This is a genomic window from Delftia sp. DT-2 (assembly GCF_028401915.1).
Taxonomy (GTDB): Bacteria; Pseudomonadota; Gammaproteobacteria; order Burkholderiales; family Burkholderiaceae_C; genus Comamonas; species Comamonas tsuruhatensis.
Map to the genome: position 1 here is coordinate 114,402 of NZ_JAQOTI010000012.1, position 17,977 is coordinate 132,378.

General features: G+C 62.0%; 25 protein-coding genes. 5 read left to right on the forward strand and 20 right to left on the reverse strand.

Annotated features, from left to right (window positions below):
- Positions 1-171 precede the first annotated feature (171 nt).
- Positions 172-882: a hypothetical protein gene (locus PO605_RS21855; RefSeq protein ID WP_034368188.1), complete on the forward strand. Its 711-nt coding sequence runs from the start codon at positions 172-174 to the stop codon at positions 880-882.
- A gap of 16 nt (positions 883-898) precedes the next feature.
- Complete coding sequence (locus PO605_RS21860) at positions 899-1,369, forward strand: hypothetical protein (protein WP_047326975.1); 471 nt, start codon at positions 899-901, stop codon at positions 1,367-1,369.
- A gap of 311 nt (positions 1,370-1,680) precedes the next feature.
- Here the strand turns inward: PO605_RS21860 and ptsP are convergent, their stop codons facing one another.
- The 4 genes from ptsP to PO605_RS21880 form a co-directional block, all read right to left on the reverse strand.
- Positions 1,681-3,459 carry a phosphoenolpyruvate--protein phosphotransferase gene (ptsP, locus tag PO605_RS21865; RefSeq protein ID WP_026061991.1) on the reverse strand — a complete coding sequence of 593 codons (1,779 nt, stop codon included), beginning with the start codon at positions 3,457-3,459 and terminating at the stop codon, positions 1,681-1,683.
- A 117-nt stretch (positions 3,460-3,576) separates the two neighbouring features.
- Positions 3,577-3,846, reverse strand: coding sequence for an HPr family phosphocarrier protein (locus PO605_RS21870; protein ID WP_016448505.1), 270 nt, complete (start codon positions 3,844-3,846; stop codon positions 3,577-3,579).
- A complete protein-coding gene (locus tag PO605_RS21875; protein WP_026061990.1) occupies positions 3,815-4,276 on the reverse strand; it encodes a PTS sugar transporter subunit IIA in 462 nt (153 codons plus the stop codon). Before PO605_RS21875 ends, PO605_RS21870 begins: the two co-directional genes overlap by 32 nt.
- A 118-nt stretch (positions 4,277-4,394) precedes the next feature.
- Positions 4,395-4,865: a hypothetical protein gene (locus tag PO605_RS21880; protein WP_227468475.1), complete on the reverse strand. Its 471-nt coding sequence runs from the start codon at positions 4,863-4,865 to the stop codon at positions 4,395-4,397.
- Positions 4,866-5,140: 275 nt separating this feature from the next.
- Between PO605_RS21880 and PO605_RS21885 the strand changes: the two genes are divergently transcribed.
- Positions 5,141-5,644: a TlpA disulfide reductase family protein gene (locus tag PO605_RS21885; protein ID WP_017403794.1), complete on the forward strand. Its 504-nt coding sequence runs from the start codon at positions 5,141-5,143 to the stop codon at positions 5,642-5,644.
- Positions 5,645-5,708: 64 nt separating this feature from the next.
- Here the strand turns inward: PO605_RS21885 and PO605_RS21890 are convergent, their stop codons facing one another.
- Positions 5,709-6,155: a c-type cytochrome gene (locus PO605_RS21890; protein WP_016448509.1), complete on the reverse strand. Its 447-nt coding sequence runs from the start codon at positions 6,153-6,155 to the stop codon at positions 5,709-5,711.
- A gap of 159 nt (positions 6,156-6,314) precedes the next feature.
- Here PO605_RS21890 and PO605_RS21895 point away from each other — a divergent pair, with 159 nt between their 5' ends.
- Positions 6,315-7,013 (forward strand): cytochrome b/b6 domain-containing protein, encoded by a 699-nt coding sequence (locus PO605_RS21895; protein ID WP_016453566.1) that lies wholly within the window; start codon positions 6,315-6,317, stop codon positions 7,011-7,013.
- 65 nt (positions 7,014-7,078) lie between these two features.
- Positions 7,079-7,570: a GNAT family N-acetyltransferase gene (locus PO605_RS21900; protein ID WP_016448511.1), complete on the forward strand. Its 492-nt coding sequence runs from the start codon at positions 7,079-7,081 to the stop codon at positions 7,568-7,570.
- Positions 7,571-7,678: 108 nt separating this feature from the next.
- Here PO605_RS21900 and PO605_RS21905 read toward each other — a convergent pair whose 3' ends face one another.
- From PO605_RS21905 to rpsG, 15 genes are all read right to left on the reverse strand, one after another.
- Positions 7,679-8,185, reverse strand: a complete 507-nt coding sequence (locus PO605_RS21905; protein WP_047468517.1) for a peroxiredoxin — start codon at positions 8,183-8,185, stop codon at positions 7,679-7,681.
- A gap of 118 nt (positions 8,186-8,303) precedes the next feature.
- Positions 8,304-8,573, reverse strand: coding sequence for a 30S ribosomal protein S17 (gene rpsQ, locus PO605_RS21910; protein ID WP_016448513.1), 270 nt, complete (start codon positions 8,571-8,573; stop codon positions 8,304-8,306).
- A gap of 13 nt (positions 8,574-8,586) precedes the next feature.
- On the reverse strand, positions 8,587-8,784 hold the full coding sequence (gene rpmC / locus PO605_RS21915) for a 50S ribosomal protein L29 (RefSeq protein WP_012202337.1): 198 nt from the start codon (positions 8,782-8,784) through the stop codon (positions 8,587-8,589).
- Between the two features lie 10 nt (positions 8,785-8,794).
- Positions 8,795-9,211 (reverse strand): 50S ribosomal protein L16, encoded by a 417-nt coding sequence (gene rplP, locus PO605_RS21920; RefSeq protein ID WP_012202336.1) that lies wholly within the window; start codon positions 9,209-9,211, stop codon positions 8,795-8,797.
- 2 nt (positions 9,212-9,213) lie between these two features.
- Entirely contained in the window at positions 9,214-10,086 is an 873-nt protein-coding gene (rpsC, locus tag PO605_RS21925; protein ID WP_047470144.1) for a 30S ribosomal protein S3, read from the reverse strand.
- Between the two features lie 16 nt (positions 10,087-10,102).
- Complete coding sequence (rplV, locus tag PO605_RS21930) at positions 10,103-10,435, reverse strand: 50S ribosomal protein L22 (protein ID WP_012202334.1); 333 nt, start codon at positions 10,433-10,435, stop codon at positions 10,103-10,105.
- 10 nt (positions 10,436-10,445) lie between these two features.
- Positions 10,446-10,721, reverse strand: a complete 276-nt coding sequence (gene rpsS / locus PO605_RS21935) for a 30S ribosomal protein S19 (protein WP_012202333.1) — start codon at positions 10,719-10,721, stop codon at positions 10,446-10,448.
- A gap of 10 nt (positions 10,722-10,731) precedes the next feature.
- Positions 10,732-11,556, reverse strand: coding sequence for a 50S ribosomal protein L2 (rplB, locus tag PO605_RS21940; protein WP_012202332.1), 825 nt, complete (start codon positions 11,554-11,556; stop codon positions 10,732-10,734).
- 2 nt (positions 11,557-11,558) lie between these two features.
- The gene (gene rplW, locus PO605_RS21945; protein WP_012202331.1) at positions 11,559-11,873 is read right to left on the reverse strand and encodes a 50S ribosomal protein L23; all 315 of its coding nucleotides are present in this window, start codon (positions 11,871-11,873) and stop codon (positions 11,559-11,561) included.
- Positions 11,870-12,490, reverse strand: a complete 621-nt coding sequence (rplD, locus tag PO605_RS21950) for a 50S ribosomal protein L4 (RefSeq protein ID WP_012202330.1) — start codon at positions 12,488-12,490, stop codon at positions 11,870-11,872. The genes rplW and rplD overlap by 4 nt, the downstream gene beginning before the upstream one ends.
- Entirely contained in the window at positions 12,490-13,164 is a 675-nt protein-coding gene (gene rplC / locus PO605_RS21955; protein WP_012202329.1) for a 50S ribosomal protein L3, read from the reverse strand. The genes rplD and rplC overlap by 1 nt, the downstream gene beginning before the upstream one ends.
- A gap of 211 nt (positions 13,165-13,375) precedes the next feature.
- On the reverse strand, positions 13,376-13,687 hold the full coding sequence (gene rpsJ, locus PO605_RS21960; RefSeq protein WP_003059431.1) for a 30S ribosomal protein S10: 312 nt from the start codon (positions 13,685-13,687) through the stop codon (positions 13,376-13,378).
- Between the two features lie 24 nt (positions 13,688-13,711).
- Positions 13,712-14,902: an elongation factor Tu gene (gene tuf, locus PO605_RS21965; protein WP_016448514.1), complete on the reverse strand. Its 1,191-nt coding sequence runs from the start codon at positions 14,900-14,902 to the stop codon at positions 13,712-13,714.
- Positions 14,903-15,064: 162 nt separating this feature from the next.
- Positions 15,065-17,173 carry an elongation factor G gene (gene fusA / locus PO605_RS21970; protein WP_016448515.1) on the reverse strand — a complete coding sequence of 703 codons (2,109 nt, stop codon included), beginning with the start codon at positions 17,171-17,173 and terminating at the stop codon, positions 15,065-15,067.
- Between the two features lie 152 nt (positions 17,174-17,325).
- Positions 17,326-17,799: a 30S ribosomal protein S7 gene (rpsG, locus tag PO605_RS21975; protein WP_016448516.1), complete on the reverse strand. Its 474-nt coding sequence runs from the start codon at positions 17,797-17,799 to the stop codon at positions 17,326-17,328.
- Positions 17,800-17,977 lie beyond the last annotated feature (178 nt).

A 17,977-nucleotide genomic window follows, 5' to 3' on the forward strand; every position in this document is an offset into this window, starting at 1 on the left:
TGCCATGTGTCACCGGCATCTCGGTTGATGAATTTCCCGATCTCTTTATGATGCCGATTTTCCGAATGCTTTCTGCATTCAAAAAAATCCGAACGACCCAGGAATGCGGCTCAACGACATGAAATCCCGGATTTCGGGCGTTCGGGCGCCGATCCATTGACAAAGGGATAAATGCATATGGCCAATGACGAGCAAAAGGACCGTGCAGCATTCGATGCCGCCATACAGGCACTGAAAGCAGAGGTTGCCAATGCCGGGGTGCATCTCTCGCTGGACTCATCTGCACGCCTGGCCTATGCCCGACAGATTCAGGCCATGGCCAACGAGCTTCAGTTGCAGGCCACGAGCGGTCGCATCACCTGGGGACAGGCTGCGCAACAGGCCCAGGAGGCGCGCAATGTCATCATGGAGATCATCCGAGGCCGCAGCACCCCCGTGGGCAGAGCCATGGCGCAACGCATCAAGAGCGAGGGCAAGACGCTCAATGAGCTGATTGCCCGCAAGGCCCAGCAATTGCACGGCCCCAACGTGCGGTTCGATCGCCTCACGGCGGCCCAGCAAAACGCCGTGTATGGCGAAATCGTCAAATCCGCCGGCAAGTCCAATGCCGCCATCACCCAGAGAATGCGCACGCTCTCCCGGGCAGGACGCGGCCTCCTGGTCTTCTCCATTGCGGTATCGGTCTACACCATCGCCAACGCAGACAACAAGGTGGAGGCCGCCGGCAAGGAATTGGCCGTCACAGGTGCCGGGATCGGTGGAGGCATGGCAGGTGGTGCCCTGGCCGGGCTGGCCTGCGGGCCCGGGGCACCTGCCTGCGTGGTGGTCGGCGCATTTGTCGGCGGGGCACTGGCTGCCATAGGCGTCGAATTCCTCTGGTGAAACTTCAGGACAACAGATGCGCATCCTCTCCGACCGGCAGTTGTCACTGCAGCCCGCCGCATCCCATCCTGCAGGGCAGGTACCGCAAAGCCGCCTGGTGCTCAACGGGAATGCAACGCCCATTCTGGTGGACGGCACCATTCTCGAGGCAGCCTTTCAATGGAACGACCTCTACCTTCTGTTCACCACCGATGACACGCCCATGGAGGAGATGCTGCGGATCACGCTGCTCGACGAGAATTTGCAGGCACTCGACAAGGCCGTGATAGGCAGCATGTATTCCACGGGCAGCTTCTCGTTGCTGCCATCGGACGAACGATCGCTGGTGCGATTTCGATTCATGGGAAATACGGACTGGAGTGTCGAAATCCTGCAGGAACCTGGATTCCGGCTGCCATTTCTTGGCGATCCGCGCGCCGTCACGCGCCCACTGGGGTTTTCGCGGCGCTTTGTCGTGCGAGGCCATCCTGAGCCGGAAAGCAACTGATGCCGACGCAGTTGAAGGCAATAAAAAAGCAGGGCCAACGTGCATGCCCTGCTTGAATTGAATGCAATCGTGCTTTCCCGTTCCACGTAGAAAAAAAGCCTGGCTAACCGGCAGACCGCTGGCTGGCAAACCGACTTGCTGCAGGCTGAACAGGCCTGGCGAGTCGCCCCACGATGAAACTGAAAAAGCTTGCAGCTCGAATTCCCCACCAGAGAGCTTCTTGCTGCATTGGAGCGGATCATAACATCGAATGAGAATCAATCGCAACTGAAGTTGTGATTTTTTTGCCTCGCGCCTTCACTTGACCGAAGTCATGGGCTCAGCAGCGCTGCCGGGCTGTCCGAACGAAGGACTTCCTGCGCCCAGGCGGCCAGCTTGCGTGTGTCGGCACGCAAGATTTCCTGCTTGACGACCAGGATCTGCGCCGGATGCATGGAAAAGCTGCGCAGGCCCAGGCCCAGCAGCAGGCGCGTCATGGCCACATCGCCGGCGGTCTCCCCGCAGACACAGACGCTCTTGCCTTGCGCCCTTCCTTCGGCGATCACATCCGCCACCAGCTTGAGCACGGCGGGATGCAGGGGATCGTAGAGATGGGCCACGGTCTCGTCGGCGCGGTCGATGGCCAGCGTGTACTGGATCAGGTCGTTGGTGCCGATGGACAGGAAGTCGAAATAGCGCAGGAAGGTGCGCACGATCAGCGCTGCCGCAGGCACCTCGATCATGGCGCCCAGCTTGACCGGGCCGTGCGCCACGCCGCGCGCGTCAAGCTCGCTTTGCGCCAACCTCACCTGGGCCAGGGTCTGCTCGATCTCGCTTTGGTGGGCCAGCATGGGGAACAGCAGATGGATCTGCCCATGCGCGGCAGCACGCAGGATGGCGCGCAGCTGGGTGCGGAACATGGCCGGATCGGCCAGGCTCCAGCGGATGGCGCGCAGACCCAGCGCGGGGTTCAGGTAGTAGTCCTTGGGCTGGGCCTTGTCCAGCGGCTTGTCGGCGCCCACGTCCAGTGTGCGAATGGTCACGGGCATGCCCTGCATTCCATCCACGGCTTCGCGGTAGGCCCGGTATTGCTCTTCCTCGCCGGGCAGGTTGCCGCCACGCCCCATGAACAGGAATTCCGTGCGGAACAGCCCCACGCCCACCGCGCCCGCATGCACGGCCGCAGGCCCGTCGCCGGGCTGCTCGATGTTGGCCAGCAGCTCGATACGCTCTCCGTCCAGCGTCAGCGCAGGCGTGTGGCGCAGGCGCGAGAGGCGCTCGCGCTCGAGCTCGTTCTGGCGCTGGCGAAAGCCATATTCGGCCAGGATGATGGGTGAGGGATCGACGATGACGACCCCTGCATTGCCGTCGATGATGATCCAGTCGTCCTGGCGGATCAGTTGCCCCGCAGCCCGGGCGCCGACCACGGCAGGAATGTCCATGCTGCGCGCCACGATGGCCGTGTGCGAAGTGCGGCCGCCCACGGCCGTGATGAAGCCGGCAAACAACCGGCTCTTGAACTGCAGCATGTCCACTGGCGACAGGTCCTGTGCCACCAGAACCAGCGGCGCGTCGGTGGCGCCATCGAGCAGCAGCGGCTGCTGCGGCGGCGTGCCCTCCCCCGTTGCCTCGACTGCCAACAGCTCGGCCGGTGCGGGCACGGGGCTGGCCATGCCCTTCATATGGCGCAGGATGCGCTCGACCACCTGCTCGAGGTCCGCCTTGCGCTCGCGCAGGTATTCGTCCTCCATCTCGTCGAACTGGCGCGAGACGACCTCCAGCTGCGTGGTCAGCGCCCATTCGGCGTTGTAGAGGCGATCGGATATCCAGTGCTTGATGGCGGCGGCCAGGGCCTCGTCCTGCAAAAGCAGCAGGTGGACGTCGAGCAAGGCATCCAGCTCGCCCGGCGCATCCTTGGGCATTTCATCCTGCAGGCGGCGCAGCTCGTCGATGACGGCATTGCGCGCACTGCGGGCGCGGTCGATTTCCGCGTCCACCTGGTCGGGCCGGATGAAGTAGTGCACCACCTCCATGCGGCTGGAGGCCACCACCACCGCACGCCCGATGGCGATACCCCGTGACACGGCCAGTCCGTGGATTGCAAACGTCATTGCGCCTGTCCTTTGCCTGCTGCTGCGCAGGCCCCGGACCGTCGCAATGCGGCATCGTCCAGTTCCAGCGCGTGTTGCTCTGTTGCGCTCACCGTCTGCCAGCGCCGCAAAGGCACATTACTGGCCTTCGCCAAACTTGTCGTTGATCAGGGCGGTCAGCGCATCCATGGCTTCCTGCTCCTGTGCTCCGTCTGTCTCCAGCAGCACCTCGGAGCCCATGCCGGCAGCCAGCATCATCACGCCCATGATGCTCTTGGCATTGATGCGCCGCTCGCCCTTGCTCATCCAGACTTCGCAGGGAAAGCTGCCTGCAAGCTTGGTGAGCTTGGCAGAGGCGCGGGCGTGCAGGCCCAGTTTATTGCTGATGGTGATAGGGGTCTTGATCATTGGATGGTCGCGGACTCTGGTTCTGAGGCGTGTTCACGCCCACCTGCATCACCCCATGGCTGCCTCCCGCCAAGGCACGCTCGGCCACGGCTTCCAGCGCCTCGTGGCGATAGCCTATGGAGCGCAGCAGCATGGGCAAGTTCACTCCGGCCACCAGCCGCCCGGCAGGCAGTTGCGCCACAAGGCGCTGCGCCACGTTGCAGGGCGTCGCACCAAAGAGGTCGGTCAGCACCAGCGTGGGCAGCCCCAGCAGGCCGCCATGGTCTTCAAGCAACTGCTCGGCACGCATCAGAGTGGCCTCGGGCGGCTCCTGAGCGGGCACATCCAGGGCAAGGACGTCCTCGGCACTGTCGGCGAACACATGCAGGGCGCATTCGCGCAGTGCCTGGGCCAAAGGTGCGTGGGTGAACAAAAGGATGCGCGTGGTCATGAAGTCACAGGGTTCGGAGTCGATTATGGCGTGCGAAGGCGCATGCAGGGCAAACGGCGCGCCTGCGCTGCGCTCCATGCCACAGTTGCCTCCCGCATCCGTGGCTCCAAACCTGTTGCTACTGCAGTTGCAGGCTGGCGAAGAAGTTGTTGGCCTCGTCTGTGCGCGGCTTGTCGCTGTAGATCACGGCATGGTAGAGGCGCGCGCCCGCCGGCTCCATTCGTGCAAACCACACGCCATGGGCCGTGAGCTTCCAGCCCTGGGGGCCCACGCCTTCAAACGTGGTGCGCAGCGACTGCGGCAGATTCAAGGCGCCTGCAGGCACGAAGGAGCCATCTTCCTTGGAGCGCAATTGCTTGGCGCCGGCCGGCGCCTGTCCCGGCGCACCCGGATTCATCTGACCGAGCACGGCCGCCTGCCAGTACGACAGCATCTCGGCGGCCCTGGAGGGCTCGCTGACCAGGAAGTGGGAAACCGCGTAGGTGGACGCATCGGCGTCGCATCCCATCATGGACATCTGCACCGTGCCCATGCCCTGGCCCAGTTCCACCGGCCGGGTGGCCGATTGCGGATCGCAAGGCAAAAGCACACGCAGTGGCGTGCCCTCGACCGCAACCTGCCGCCAATCCAGCCGGGGACTGCATGCGGCCAAGGGCGTCAACACCAGCACAGCGGCAGCAAGCCGCATGGCAGGAGCGCGGAGCCTTGCCATGGGGATCAAAAAGCTTTCCATCAATGTCATGCCGGCATTATCGACACGGCCCGCTTGACCGAGACCCGAACTTTTGCCCTTGCCGCGCATCGAAACGCGGTGCACGGCATGCGTGCAGGCCTACGGGCACAACTTTGGGCACAATCGTCGCTATGGCAAGCAAACATTGGATCGCAGGCGTGGTGATCGCCGCAGCCGCCGGAATGGGCGCATGGGTGTATTCGGGCGCAGGCCAGACGGCGGCGCCGCAATCGACCTTCGTGCTGCTGGATGGCAGCAAGCAGACCACGGCCGATTTCAAGGGCAAGGTGACGCTGGTCAATTTCTGGGCCACCAGCTGCACCACCTGCGTGGCCGAGATGCCGGAGATCGTCGCCACCCACCAGAAATTCCAGGGCCAGGGCTTCGAGACCCTGGCCGTGGCCATGAGCTACGACCCGCCCAGCTATGTGGTGAACTTCGCCGATTCGCGCAAGCTGCCGTTCAAGGTGGCGCTGGACAACACCGGCGCCGTGGCCCGCGCCTGGGGCGATGTGCAGCTGACGCCCACCACCTACATCGTCAACAAGCGCGGCGACATCGTGAAGCGCTATGTGGGAGCGCCTGACTTCGCCGAGTTGCACCGGCTGATCGAGAAACTGCTGGCCGAAGCCTGATACGGCACAGGCAAGCCCAGAAAAAAACCGGCATCACGCCGGTTTTTTTGCATCTGCATGCCGATCAGCGGCTGCGGAAGCTGTCGTGGCAGGCCTTGCAGCTGGCAGCGGCCGGGCCGAAGGCCGCCTTGAGCTGGTCCAGGTTGCCGGACTTGGCCGCAGCCGCGAGCTTGACCGTCTCGGCCTGCATCTTCTCCGACAGATCCTGGAACTTGGCCTGCTCCTTCCAGATTTCAGGCTTGGCCTTTCCACCCTCCGTGCCTGCGCCGAAACCTGCCCAGGGCAGCTTGGCCATGAAGGCCACCACCTCGGCGTTTTCCTGGGCCGCCTTGGCATCGAAGGGGATCTTTCCGTTCGCCATCGCACCCAGGCGACCGAAGTGCTGGCCCAGCACGGCCAGCGCGCCCTGGCGGTACTTGATGGCGTCCTCGGACTTGGCAAACTGGGCGGAAGCCGGCAGCGCGGTAGCGGCCACCAGGGCGGCCAGCGCCCATGCAGAAACTTTCTTCATCGTGGTTTTCCTTTTCGAGTGTGGGGAAATCTGCCGGGCCAGTATGGCAGTGACGCCTTGCGGGCGCAGCTTTGATTGACCGCAGCCAGGGTGCATTGACTGCCGGCTCCGGAATGCATGTCGGCACAATGCACTCATTCCCACCCACACGCTCATGCCATGGCACAAGAACCGACCGCACAAGGCGCCGCCAAGCACAAGGTCCGCATCTGGGACCTGCCCACCCGGCTGTTTCACTGGCTGCTGGCCGCAACCGTGATTGCCCTGGTCGTGACGGCCAAACTGGGCGGCAATGCCATGAACTGGCATCTGCTGCTGGGCCATGTCATGCTGGCCTTGCTGCTGTTTCGCCTGTTGTGGGGCCTGGTGGGTGGCCGCTGGTCGCGCTTTGCCAGCTTCATCCATGCACCTTCCGCCCTGCTGCGCCATCTGCGCGGACAAGGAGCGGAGAGCGACAGCGCAGGCCACAGCCCGTTGGGCGCTCTGTCCGTGCTGGCCATGCTGGCGGTGCTGATCGCCCAGGTAGGCAGCGGATTGCTCAGCGATGACGAGATTGCGTTCTCCGGGCCGCTGAGCCGCTTCGCATCGGGCGACACGGTGGCGCAGGCCACGGCCTATCACGCGCATTGGGGACAGTATTTGCTGTACGCACTGGTGGCCCTGCATCTTCTGGCCATCGTGTTCTATGCCTGGCGCGGGCGCGGCCTGGTGCGAGCCATGGTGACCGGGGACAAACAGTTGTCCGCGCCAGTACCCGCCTCACGCGACACGGCAGGCAGCCGTTGGCTGGCCTTGGCCCTGGCCTTCGGGGCAGGCGCTGCGGCATGGTGGGTACAGCAGCTTGGCGGCGCTTTCTGACGGCGCAGCCAGAGGTGGGCCGCTTGCCGCTACACTGCGCTTTCCGTCGTTTTAGCTGAGTGCCCGTGGACAAGCCTGCTGTCGCCTTGCTGGCGCCGAATCCCGCGGAAGACTGGGACGAAGTCCGCCAGATCTTCCGGGAGTACGCTGCAAGCCTGGATGTCGATCTGCAATTTCAAGATTTCGAGGCCGAGATCGCCGATCTGCCCGGCGACTACGCTGCGCCGCGCGGCCACATCCTGCTGGCCAGGGTCGATGGCGCAGTGGCCGGCTGCTGCGCCCTGCGCCCCCTGGACAACTGCGACTACGCCAATGCCGCCGAGATGAGGCGCCTGTTCGTGCGCAAGGCCTTTCGCGGTTTCGGGCTGGGTCGGCAGCTGGCCGAAGCCATGCTTGATGTGGCGCGCCAGGCCGGCTATGACCATGTGCTGCTGGACACGCTGGACGACATGGAATCGGCCCGCGCCCTCTACGTCGATCTGGGCTTCGAGGAAATCCCGCCCTACTATCACAACCCCATCGCGGGGGCGCACTACCTCAAGGCCGATATCTTCTAGGCCGGCCTGGCTGAACCAGCGCCCCCAATACAAAAAGGCATTGCACCCGGGTGCAATGCCTTTTTTTCGCAATAGCGCGGTGCACAGGCCAGAAGGCCTGCAGCGCGATCAGGCCTTGGCCTGGCCCAGCAAAGTGGCCGCGTCGCTGACCTCGAACTTGCCAGGGCCTTCCACGTTCAGCGTGATGACCTTGCCGTCCTTGACCAGCATGGAATAGCGGTTGCTGCGCAGGCCCAGGCCCTTGCCGTTCAGATCCAGCGTCAGGCCGGTGGCCTTGGCGAATGCGGCGTCGCCGTCGGCCAGCATGCGCACCTTGCCATCGGTCTTCTGGTCGCGGGCCCATGCGCCCATCACGAAGGCGTCGTTGACCGACAGGCACCAGATCTCGTCCACGCCGGCAGCCTTGAAGGCTTCGGCCTGCTCCACGAAGCCGGGCACATGCTTGGCCGAGCAGGTGGGAGTGAATGCACCGGGCACGGCGAAGACCGCGATGGTCTTGCCTGCAGCGGCTTCGGGCAGCTTCACGGGGTTGGGGCCGATGCTGCAGCCATTGCCTTCGACTTCCACGTATTCCATCAGGGTGGCAGCGGGCAGGGCATCTCCGACTTTGATCATCTCTATCTCCTTTGTGGTGCAAAACCGGGGGCCGCCGAAATGGCGGTCCCCAAACGAAAAAACGACCCACATTGTGGGTCGTTTCCTGTGGCTTTGCAGCCGGTGGGCCTAGGTAGGCTTACACCAGAGCAGCCTTTTGCACCAAGCGGGTAGCAACCCAGTTCTTGGTCTTGGACAGCGGGCGGCTTTCCGTGATTTCGATCACGTCGCCCAGCTTGTACTCACCTTGCTCGTCGTGAGCGTGGTACTTGCTGGACTTGATCATGATCTTGTCATAGATCGGGTGCTTGACGCGGCGTTCAACCATGACCGTCACGGTCTTGGCACGCTTGTCGCTGACCACCTTGCCAATCAAGGTGCGCTTGAGGGATTTTTTAGCTTCCGTCATGTCGGCTTCCTGATTACTTGGCGGCTTGCTTTTCAGCAAGGATGGTCTTGGCGCGGGCGATGTCACGGCGCGTGGTACGCAGCGTGTTCGTGTTACCCAGCTGTTGCGTGGCCTTTTGCATACGCAGACCAAAGTGAGCCTTTTGCAGGGACTTCACTTCGGCTTCCAGGCCGGCAACGTCTTTTTGGCGGAGTTCAGCAGCTTTCGTCATGTTGTTCTCCTTAGGCACCAATTTGACGGGACACGAAGGTCGTACGCAGCGGCAGCTTTGCAGCGGCCAGGCGGAACGCTTCACGAGCCAGCTCTTCAGGGACGCCCACGATTTCGTAGAGCACCTTGCCGGGCTGGATTTCGGCCACGTAGTACTCGGGGTTGCCCTTACCGTTACCCATACGCACTTCTGCGGGCTTGGTAGAGATTGGCTTGTCCGGGAACACGCGGATCCAGATACGACCGCCGCGCTTGACGTGACGCGAGATCGCGCGGCGAGCCGCTTCGATCTGACGTGCCGTCAGGCGACCACGGTCAGTGGACTTCAGGCCGAAGTCACCGAAAGCAACGGAGTTACCACGCGTTGCAATACCGGTGTTGCGACCCTTTTGCTCCTTGCGGTATTTGCGGCGAGCAGGTTGCAGCATCTTTATTCTCCTTTACCGTCCGCTGCTGTAGCGGGCGCGTCAGTCTTGCGAACGCGCTTAACGGAATCAGCGCCAGCGCCGGCGGGCTTGTCGCTGCCGTCTGCAGGTGCTGCGTTAGCGCCTGCGGGGCGGCGGGCACCACGGCCAGCACCGTCACGACGACCATCGCCGCGACCATCGCGGCGGGGGCCGCGAGGACGACGCTCGTCTTCGGGGCGGGGGGTCTCGGCTGCCGGCAGGTCGTTACGACCCAGCGTGTCACCCTTGTAGACCCAGACCTTCACACCGATCACACCGTAGGTCGTCTTGGCTTCGGAGAAGCCATAGTCGATGTCGGCGCGCAGCGTGTGAAGTGGCACACGGCCTTCGCGGTACCACTCGCAGCGTGCAATTTCGATACCGTTCAGACGGCCCGAAGACATGATCTTGATGCCTTGGGCACCCAGACGCATGGCGTTTTGCATCGCACGCTTCATGGCGCGGCGGAACATGATGCGCTTTTCGAGCTGCTGGCAGATCGAGTCGGCGATCAGCTTGGCATCGATTTCAGGCTTGCGCACTTCTTCGATGTTCACAGCCACGGGCACGCCCAGACGGGTTGCGAGTTCCTTCTTCAGGTTCTCGATGTCCTCGCCCTTCTTGCCGATCACGACACCAGGACGTGCCGAGAAGATCGTGATGCGGGCGTTCTTTGCAGGACGCTCGATCAGGATGCGCGACACGGCGGCGTTCTTCAGCTTGGCCTTCAGGAACTCGCGCACCTTGATGTCTTCGGCCAGCATGCCGGCGAAGTCGCGGTTGCTTGCGTACCAACGGCTGGCCCAGTTGCGGCTAACAGCCAGGCGGAAGCCGGTAGGATGGATTTTCTGTCCCATATTCTTCCCAGGCCTTTCAGTTGCCAACCGTCACGTACACGTGGCACGTGGGCTTGCTGATGCGATTGCCGCGGCCCTTTGCACGCGCGGTGAAGCGCTTGAGCGTGGTGCCTTGTTCGACGAAGATGGTCTTGACCTTCAGTTCGTCAATGTCGGCGCCGTCGTTGTGCTCGGCGTTGGCGATGGCGGACTCGAGCACCTTCTTGATGATCACGGCAGCTTTTTTCTGCGTGAACGTCAGGATGTTCAGGGCTTGGTCCACTTTCTTGCCGCGGATCAGGTCCGCGACCAGGCGACCCTTGTCCACAGACAGGCGGACGCCACGGAGAACAGCACGTGTTTCAGACATGTTCTATTCCTTACTTCTTGGCTTTTTTGTCCGCCGGGTGACCCTTGAAGGTACGGGTCAGCGCGAATTCGCCGAGCTTGTGGCCGACCATCTGGTCAGTCACATACACGGGCACGTGCTGCTTGCCGTTGTGCACGGCAATGGTCAGACCGATGAACTCGGGCAGAACCATGGAGCGACGCGACCAGGTCTTGACGGGCTTCTTGTCCTTGGTGGCGACGGCCTTCTCGGCCTTTGCCAGCAAGTGATGGTCAACAAACGGACCCTTTTTAAGAGAACGAGTCATTTGCTACCCTTTACTTCTTACGACGCGACACAATCATCGACTGCGTGCGCTTGTTGTTACGGGTACGGTAGCCCTTCGTCAGGTTGCCCCATGGGTCAACAGCGTGACGACCTTCACCGGTCTTGCCTTCACCACCACCGTGCGGGTGATCGACAGGGTTCATCACCACGCCGCGAACGGTCGGGCGGATACCCATCCAGCGCTTCACACCGGCCTTGCCCAGACGGCGCAGGCTGTGCTCTTCGTTGGCGACTTCACCGATGGTCGCGCGGCATTCGATGTGCACCTTGCGCACTTCGCCGGAACGCATACGCACTTGGGCGTAGATGCCTTCACGGGCCAGCAGCGTAGCCGACGTACCTGCCGAACGGGCGATCTGCGCGCCAGCGCCGATCTTCAGTTCGATGCAGTGGATGGTCGAACCCACGGGGATGTTGCGGATCGGCAGGGTGTTGCCCACGCGGATCGGGGCTTCCGAACCGCTGACGATCGTTGCGCCGACTTCCAGGTTGCGCGGAGCAATGATGTAGCGACGCTCGCCGTCGGCATAGCACACCAGAGCGATGTGGGCCGTACGGTTGGGGTCGTACTCAATGCGCTCGACCTTGGCGGGGATGCCGTCCTTGGTGCGCTTGAAGTCCACCACGCGATAGTGGTGCTTGTGGCCACCGCCCTTGTGACGGGTGGTGATGTGACCGTTGTTGTTACGGCCCGACTTCTGGTGCTGAGGCTCCAGCAGGGGGGCGAAACCTGCACCCTTGTGCAGATGGTCACGCGTGACCTTGACCGTGCCGCGTTGGCCGGGGGTCGTCGGTTTGAGCTTGATAACAGCCATGATTACGCAGCCTCCCCGGACAGGTTCAGCTCTTGACCGGGCTTGAGCATCACGTAGGCCTTGCGAACGTGGTCGCGGCGGCCGGTGGTCTTGCCAAAGCGCTTGGTCTTGCCCTTGATGTTCACCACGGAGACACCAGCAACTTCCACCTTGAACATCAGTTCCACGGCGGCCTTGATTTCATGCTTGGTGGCGCTCTGCAGCACCTTGAACGTCACGGCGTTGGACTTCTCTGCAACCATGGTGGCCTTTTCGGACACGATGGGAGCAACCAACACCTGCATCAGACGACCTTCGTCAAACTTGAGCGTGCTCATTCGAACATCTCCTTGAGTTTGTCGATCGCACCCTTGGTGACGAGCACTTTCTTGTAGTGCACCAGCGACACGGGGTCGGCGTAGCGCGGCTCGACCACGAACACGTTCTTCAGATTGCGGGAAGCCAGGTACAGGTTCTCGTCGACTTCTTCAGCGATCACCATGACCGATTCCAGGTTCATGGCCTTGAACTTGTCGGCCAGCACCTTGGTCTTGGGGCTTTCGAGCTTGAGCGAGTCCACCACGGCCAGACGGCCTTCGCGGGCCAGCTGCGACAGGATGGCAACCATGCCGGCGCGGTACATCTTCTTGTTGATCTTCTGCGTGAAGTTTTCTTCAGGCAGATTCGGGAAGATGCGGCCGCCGCCACGCCACAGAGGCGAGGAGGACATACCGGCACGAGCACGGCCGGTGCCCTTTTGCTTGAACGGCTTGGCGGTCGTGTGACGAACCTGCTCGCGGTCCTTCTGAGCGCGAGTGCCCTGGCGTGCGTTGGCACGGTAGGCGATCACGATCTGGTGGACGAGGTCTTCGTTGAATTCACGGCCGAAAACAGTCTCGGGCGCATCAAACTTGGATGCGGCCTGGCCTTGTTCATTCAGGAGTTCGAGCTGCATTAGTTCGCTCCCTTGGAAGCTTTGGCCTTGATGGCGGGGCGCACCGTCACGAAGCCACCCTTGGAGCCCGGAACAGCGCCCTTGATCAAGAGCAGTTGGCGTGCTTCGTCAATGCGAACCACATCGAGATTTTGGGTGGTGATGGTTTCATCGCCCATGTGGCCGGTCATCTTCTTGCCCGGGAACACGCGACCTGGATCCTGGGCCATCGAGATGGAGCCGGGAACATTGTGCGAACGGCTGTTGCCGTGCGAGGCGCGCTGCGAGCGGAAGTTGTGACGCTTGATGGTGCCGGCGAAGCCCTTACCGATGGAAGTGCCTTGCACGTCCACCTTCTGGCCCACCGAGAACAGCTCGGCGACGGGCAGGACGGAGCCTGCGGCGTACTTGCCAGCGGTTTCTTCGGTCACGCGGAATTCACCCATCACTTCACCGGCTTCGACACCTGCCTTGGCAAGGTGGCCGGCTTCTGGCTTGGTCACGCGAGATGCCTTGCGCGAACCGAAAGTGACCTGCAGGGCCACGTAGCCATCGTTCTCTTGGGTTTTGACCTGAGTCACGCGGTTGTTCGACACATCCACCACTGTGACAGGCACTGCGTCCCCATCATCAGTGAACAGACGCATCATGCCCACCTTGCGACCCAGCAACCCGAGGGAGTTGCTCAGACTCATTTGTTTGCTCCAAAACTTCCGCCGCTGAAACTGCAATTGGCCCAGCGTTGCGCTCCCGCCCCAGATGACCAAGGCCTTGCGCACGAAAGAAGGTTGATAAAACTTCGCTCAAGAAAGGCGAAGCCCCAAATTTTAACGCGAACTGCCTTTTCAAGCAAGTTCGCGTTAAATCAAAGCCCTTCAACGGCCCCGCAAGGGGCCTGTGAAGTACTTATTGCAGCTTGATCTCGACGTCCACACCTGCGGGCAGGTCCAGCTTCATCAGAGCGTCAACCGTCTTGTCAGTCGGGTCAACGATGTCCATCAGGCGCTGGTGAGTGCGGATTTCGAACTGGTCGCGGCTGGTCTTGTTGACGTGCGGCGAGCGCAGGATGTCGAAGCGCTTCATGCGTGTCGGCAGGGGCACGGGACCCTTGACGATGGCGCCGGTGCGCTTGGCAGTGTCAACGATTTCAGCAGCCGACTGGTCGATCAGCTTGTAGTCAAACGCCTTCAGGCGGATGCGGATTTTTTGCTTGGACATTGTGTATTCCTAGTTTTCTAAGAATTACGCAATGATCTTTGCAACCACGCCAGCGCCCACGGTACGGCCGCCTTCGCGGATAGCGAAGCGCAGACCTTCTTCCATGGCGATGGGGGCGATCAGCTTGACGGTGATCGACACGTTATCGCCAGGCATCACCATTTCCTTGTCGGCGGGCAGCTCGATGGAGCCGGTCACGTCGGTCGTGCGGAAATAGAACTGGGGACGGTAGTTGTTGAAGAACGGAGTGTGGCGACCACCTTCGTCCTTGGACAGCACGTACACCTCAGCCGTGAAGTGGGTGTGGGGCTTGATGGAGCCGGGCTTGCACAGCACTTGGCCGCGTTCCACGTCTTCACGCTTGGTGCCGCGCAGCAGCAGGCCCACGTTGTCGCCAGCCTGGCCTTGGTCCAGCAGCTTGCGGAACATTTCCACGCCGGTGACGATGGTCTTCTGGGTGTCGCGGATACCGACGATTTCGATTTCTTCGCCGACCTTGATGATGCCGCGCTCAACGCGACCGGTCACCACGGTGCCACGGCCGGAGATCGAGAACACGTCTTCCACGGGCATTGCGAAGGCACCGTCCACAGCGCGCTCGGGCGTGGGGATGTAGGTGTCCAGGGCTTCAGCCAGACGCAGGATGGCGGGCTCGCCCTTGTCGCTTGCGTCACCTTCCAGGGCCAGCTTGGCCGAGCCGCGGATGATGGGGGTGTCGTCGCCGGGGAAGTCGTACTTGGCCAGCAGCTCGCGCACTTCCATTTCGACCAGCTCCAGCAGCTCTTCGTCGTCCACCATGTCGCACTTGTTCAGGAACACGATGATGTAGGGCACGCCCACCTGACGAGCCAGCAGGATGTGCTCGCGGGTCTGGGGCATCGGGCCGTCAGCGGCCGAGCACACCAGGATAGCGCCGTCCATCTGAGCAGCGCCGGTGATCATGTTCTTGACGTAGTCGGCGTGGCCGGGGCAGTCAACGTGAGCGTAGTGGCGGTTGGCCGTTTCGTACTCGACGTGGGCGGTGTTGATCGTGATGCCGCGGGCCTTTTCTTCAGGTGCTGCGTCGATCTGGTCGTAAGCCTTGGCTTCGCCGCCGAACTTCTTGGACAGAACGGTGGCGATGGCAGCCGTCAGGGTCGTCTTGCCGTGGTCCACGTGACCGATGGTGCCCACGTTGACGTGGGGCTTGGTCCGCTCGAATTTTTCCTTTGCCATGATTTCTCCGAAAGAGCAAAACCTGTGTGATGTTTAAGGTCTGCATCCCATTGCTTGGTCGCCCCGCACAGGTGACAGGACGGCATGGGATCGCAGACCGGCAAAAATCGCAGCCCCTTTTCAGGGGCTGCGACTCAAAAGCCTTCGATTATACAAAAAGCCTTACTTGGCGCGAGCAGCCACGATGGCTTCGGCCACGTTGCGGGGAGCTTCGGCGTAGTGCTTGAACTCCATCGTGTACGTAGCGCGGCCTTGCGTCTGCGAACGCAGCGAAGTGGCGTAGCCGAACATTTCCGACAGCGGCACTTCAGCCTTGATGGACTTGCCACCGCCGGCCATGTCGTCCATGCCCTGGACCATGCCGCGACGCGAGGACAGGTCGCCCATCACGGTGCCGGCGTAGTCTTCAGGCGTCTCGACTTCCACGGCCATCATGGGCTCGAGGATGACGGGGCTGGCCTTCTTGGCGCCTTCCTTGAAGCCGAAGATGGCAGCCATCTTGAAGGCCATTTCGTTCGAGTCCACATCGTGGTACGAACCGAAGGTCAGGCGCACCTTGACGTCCACCACGGGGTAGCCGGCCAGCACGCCGGAAGTCAGCGCCTCGATCACGCCCTTCTCGACCGCAGGGATGTATTCGCGAGGAACCACACCGCCCTTGATTTCGTCGACGAACTCGAAGCCCTTGCCGGCTTCCTGGGGTTCCAGGGTCAGCACGACGTGGCCGTACTGGCCCTTGCCGCCGGACTGGCGAACGAACTTGCCGTCCACATCGGTAACCTTCTGGCGAATGGTTTCGCGGTAGGCCACCTGGGGCTTGCCCACGTTGGCTTCCACGTTGAATTCGCGCTTCATGCGGTCAACGATGATTTCCAGGTGCAGCTCGCCCATGCCGGCGATGATGGTCTGGCCCGATTCTTCATCGGTGCGCACGCGGAAGGACGGATCTTCAGCAGCCAGGCGCGACAGGGCGATGCCCATCTTTTCCTGGTCGGCCTTGGACTTGGGCTCCACGGCCTGTGCAATCACGGGCTCGGGGAAGACCATGCGTTCCAGCACGATGGGAGCTTCGACGGCGCACAGCGTTTCGCCGGTGGTCACGTCCTTCAGGCCCACGCAGGCAGCGATGTCGCCGGCGCGGATTTCTTCGACTTCCACGCGCTCGTTGGCCATCATCTGCACGATACGGCCGATACGCTCCTTCTTGCCCTTGACCGAGTTGAACACGGTGTCGCCCTTGGTCAGGACGCCCGAGTACACGCGCACGAAGGTCAGCTGGCCGACGAACGGGTCGGTCATCAGCTTGAAGGCCAGGGCCGAGAACTTTTCGCCGTCGTCTGCCTTGCGGCTGAGCTTGGTTTCTTCGTTTTCGGGATCGGTACCGGTGACGTCAGGGATGTCCACAGGCGCCGGCAGGTAGTCGATCACGGCGTCCAGCATGCGCTGCACACCCTTGTTCTTGAAGGCGGTACCGCACAGCATGGGCTGGATTTCGGTAGCCAGCGTACGAGCGCGCAGGCCGGCCTTCACGTCTTCTTCGGACAGAGTACCTTCTTCCAGGTACTTGTTCATCAGGTCTTCGCTGGCTTCGGCAGCGGCTTCCACGAGATTTTCACGCCACTTGTTGGCGGTCTCCACCAGCTCGGCGGGGATTTCGTGGTATTCGAACTTCATGCCTTGCGAGGCTTCGTCCCAGATGATGGCCTTCATCTTGACGAGGTCGACCACGCCCTTGAAGTTTTCTTCGGCACCGATCGGGATCACGACGGGCACGGGGTTGGCCTTCAGGCGCAGCTTCATCTGCTCGACGACCTTGAAGAAGTTGGCGCCGGTACGGTCCATCTTGTTCACGAAGGCCAGACGAGGCACCTTGTACTTGTTGGCCTGACGCCACACGGTTTCCGACTGGGGCTGCACGCCGCCCACGGCGCAGTACACCATGCAGGCGCCGTCCAGCACGCGCATGGAACGCTCCACCTCGATGGTGAAGTCCACGTGGCCGGGGGTGTCGATGATGTTGAAACGGTGCTCGGGGTAGGACAGGTCCATGCCCTTCCAGAAGCAGGTCACTGCAGCGGAAGTGATGGTGATGCCGCGCTCTTGCTCTTGCTCCATCCAGTCGGTCGTAGCAGCGCCGTCGTGCACTTCGCCCAGCTTGTGGGTCACACCGGTGTAGAACAGGATACGTTCGGTGGTGGTGGTTTTGCCGGCGTCGATGTGGGCGGAGATACCGATATTGCGGTAGCGCTCGATGGGGGTCTTGCGAGCCATGATGGATCCTTGATTGATCGTATGGAGGGAGTCTCTGCCCGTTCCAGCCTCATGGTGCAGACGGACAGCAGTCTTATCTGGGGATGCTCCTAATCGAGACAAGGCCGCAGGCAAAAATGCATGCGGCCCGTCTGATCAGGAGCGAAGCGCTCTTAGAAGCGGAAGTGGCTGAACGCCTTGTTGGCTTCGGCCATGCGGTGCACTTCGTCACGGCGCTTCATGGCGCCGCCACGGCCTTCGGTGGCCTCGAGCAGCTCGTTGGCCAGGCGCTGGGCCATGGACTTCTCGCCGCGCTTGCGTGCAGCTTCCTTCAGCCAACGCATGGACAGGGCCAGGCGACGCACGGGACGCACTTCGACGGGCACCTGGTAGTTGGCACCGCCGACGCGGCGGGACTTCACTTCGACCATGGGCTTCACGTTGTTGATGGCAACGATGAAGGCTTCCAGCGGGTCTTTGTCAGGGTGCTTCTTTTGAATCAGGTCCAGGGCACCGTAGATGATGCGTTCTGCGACCGCCTTCTTGCCGCCTTCCATGATCACGTTCATGAACTTGGACAGCTCGACATTGCCGAACTTGGGATCCGGCAGGATTTCACGTTTGGGGACTTCGCGACGACGTGGCATTTTTTACCTCTATCTTGCTTCAGTTGGCGTCTTTTCAGACACCGCGAGAGCCAACAGGACTCCCACTTACTCGACCCGCGCAAAACACTTGCGTTTGGGGTCACTACGCTGGATCTCGCGCCACGCGGGATACAGCACCTTCTTCGAAAAAACGCAGGGCTTACTTGGCCTTGGGCTT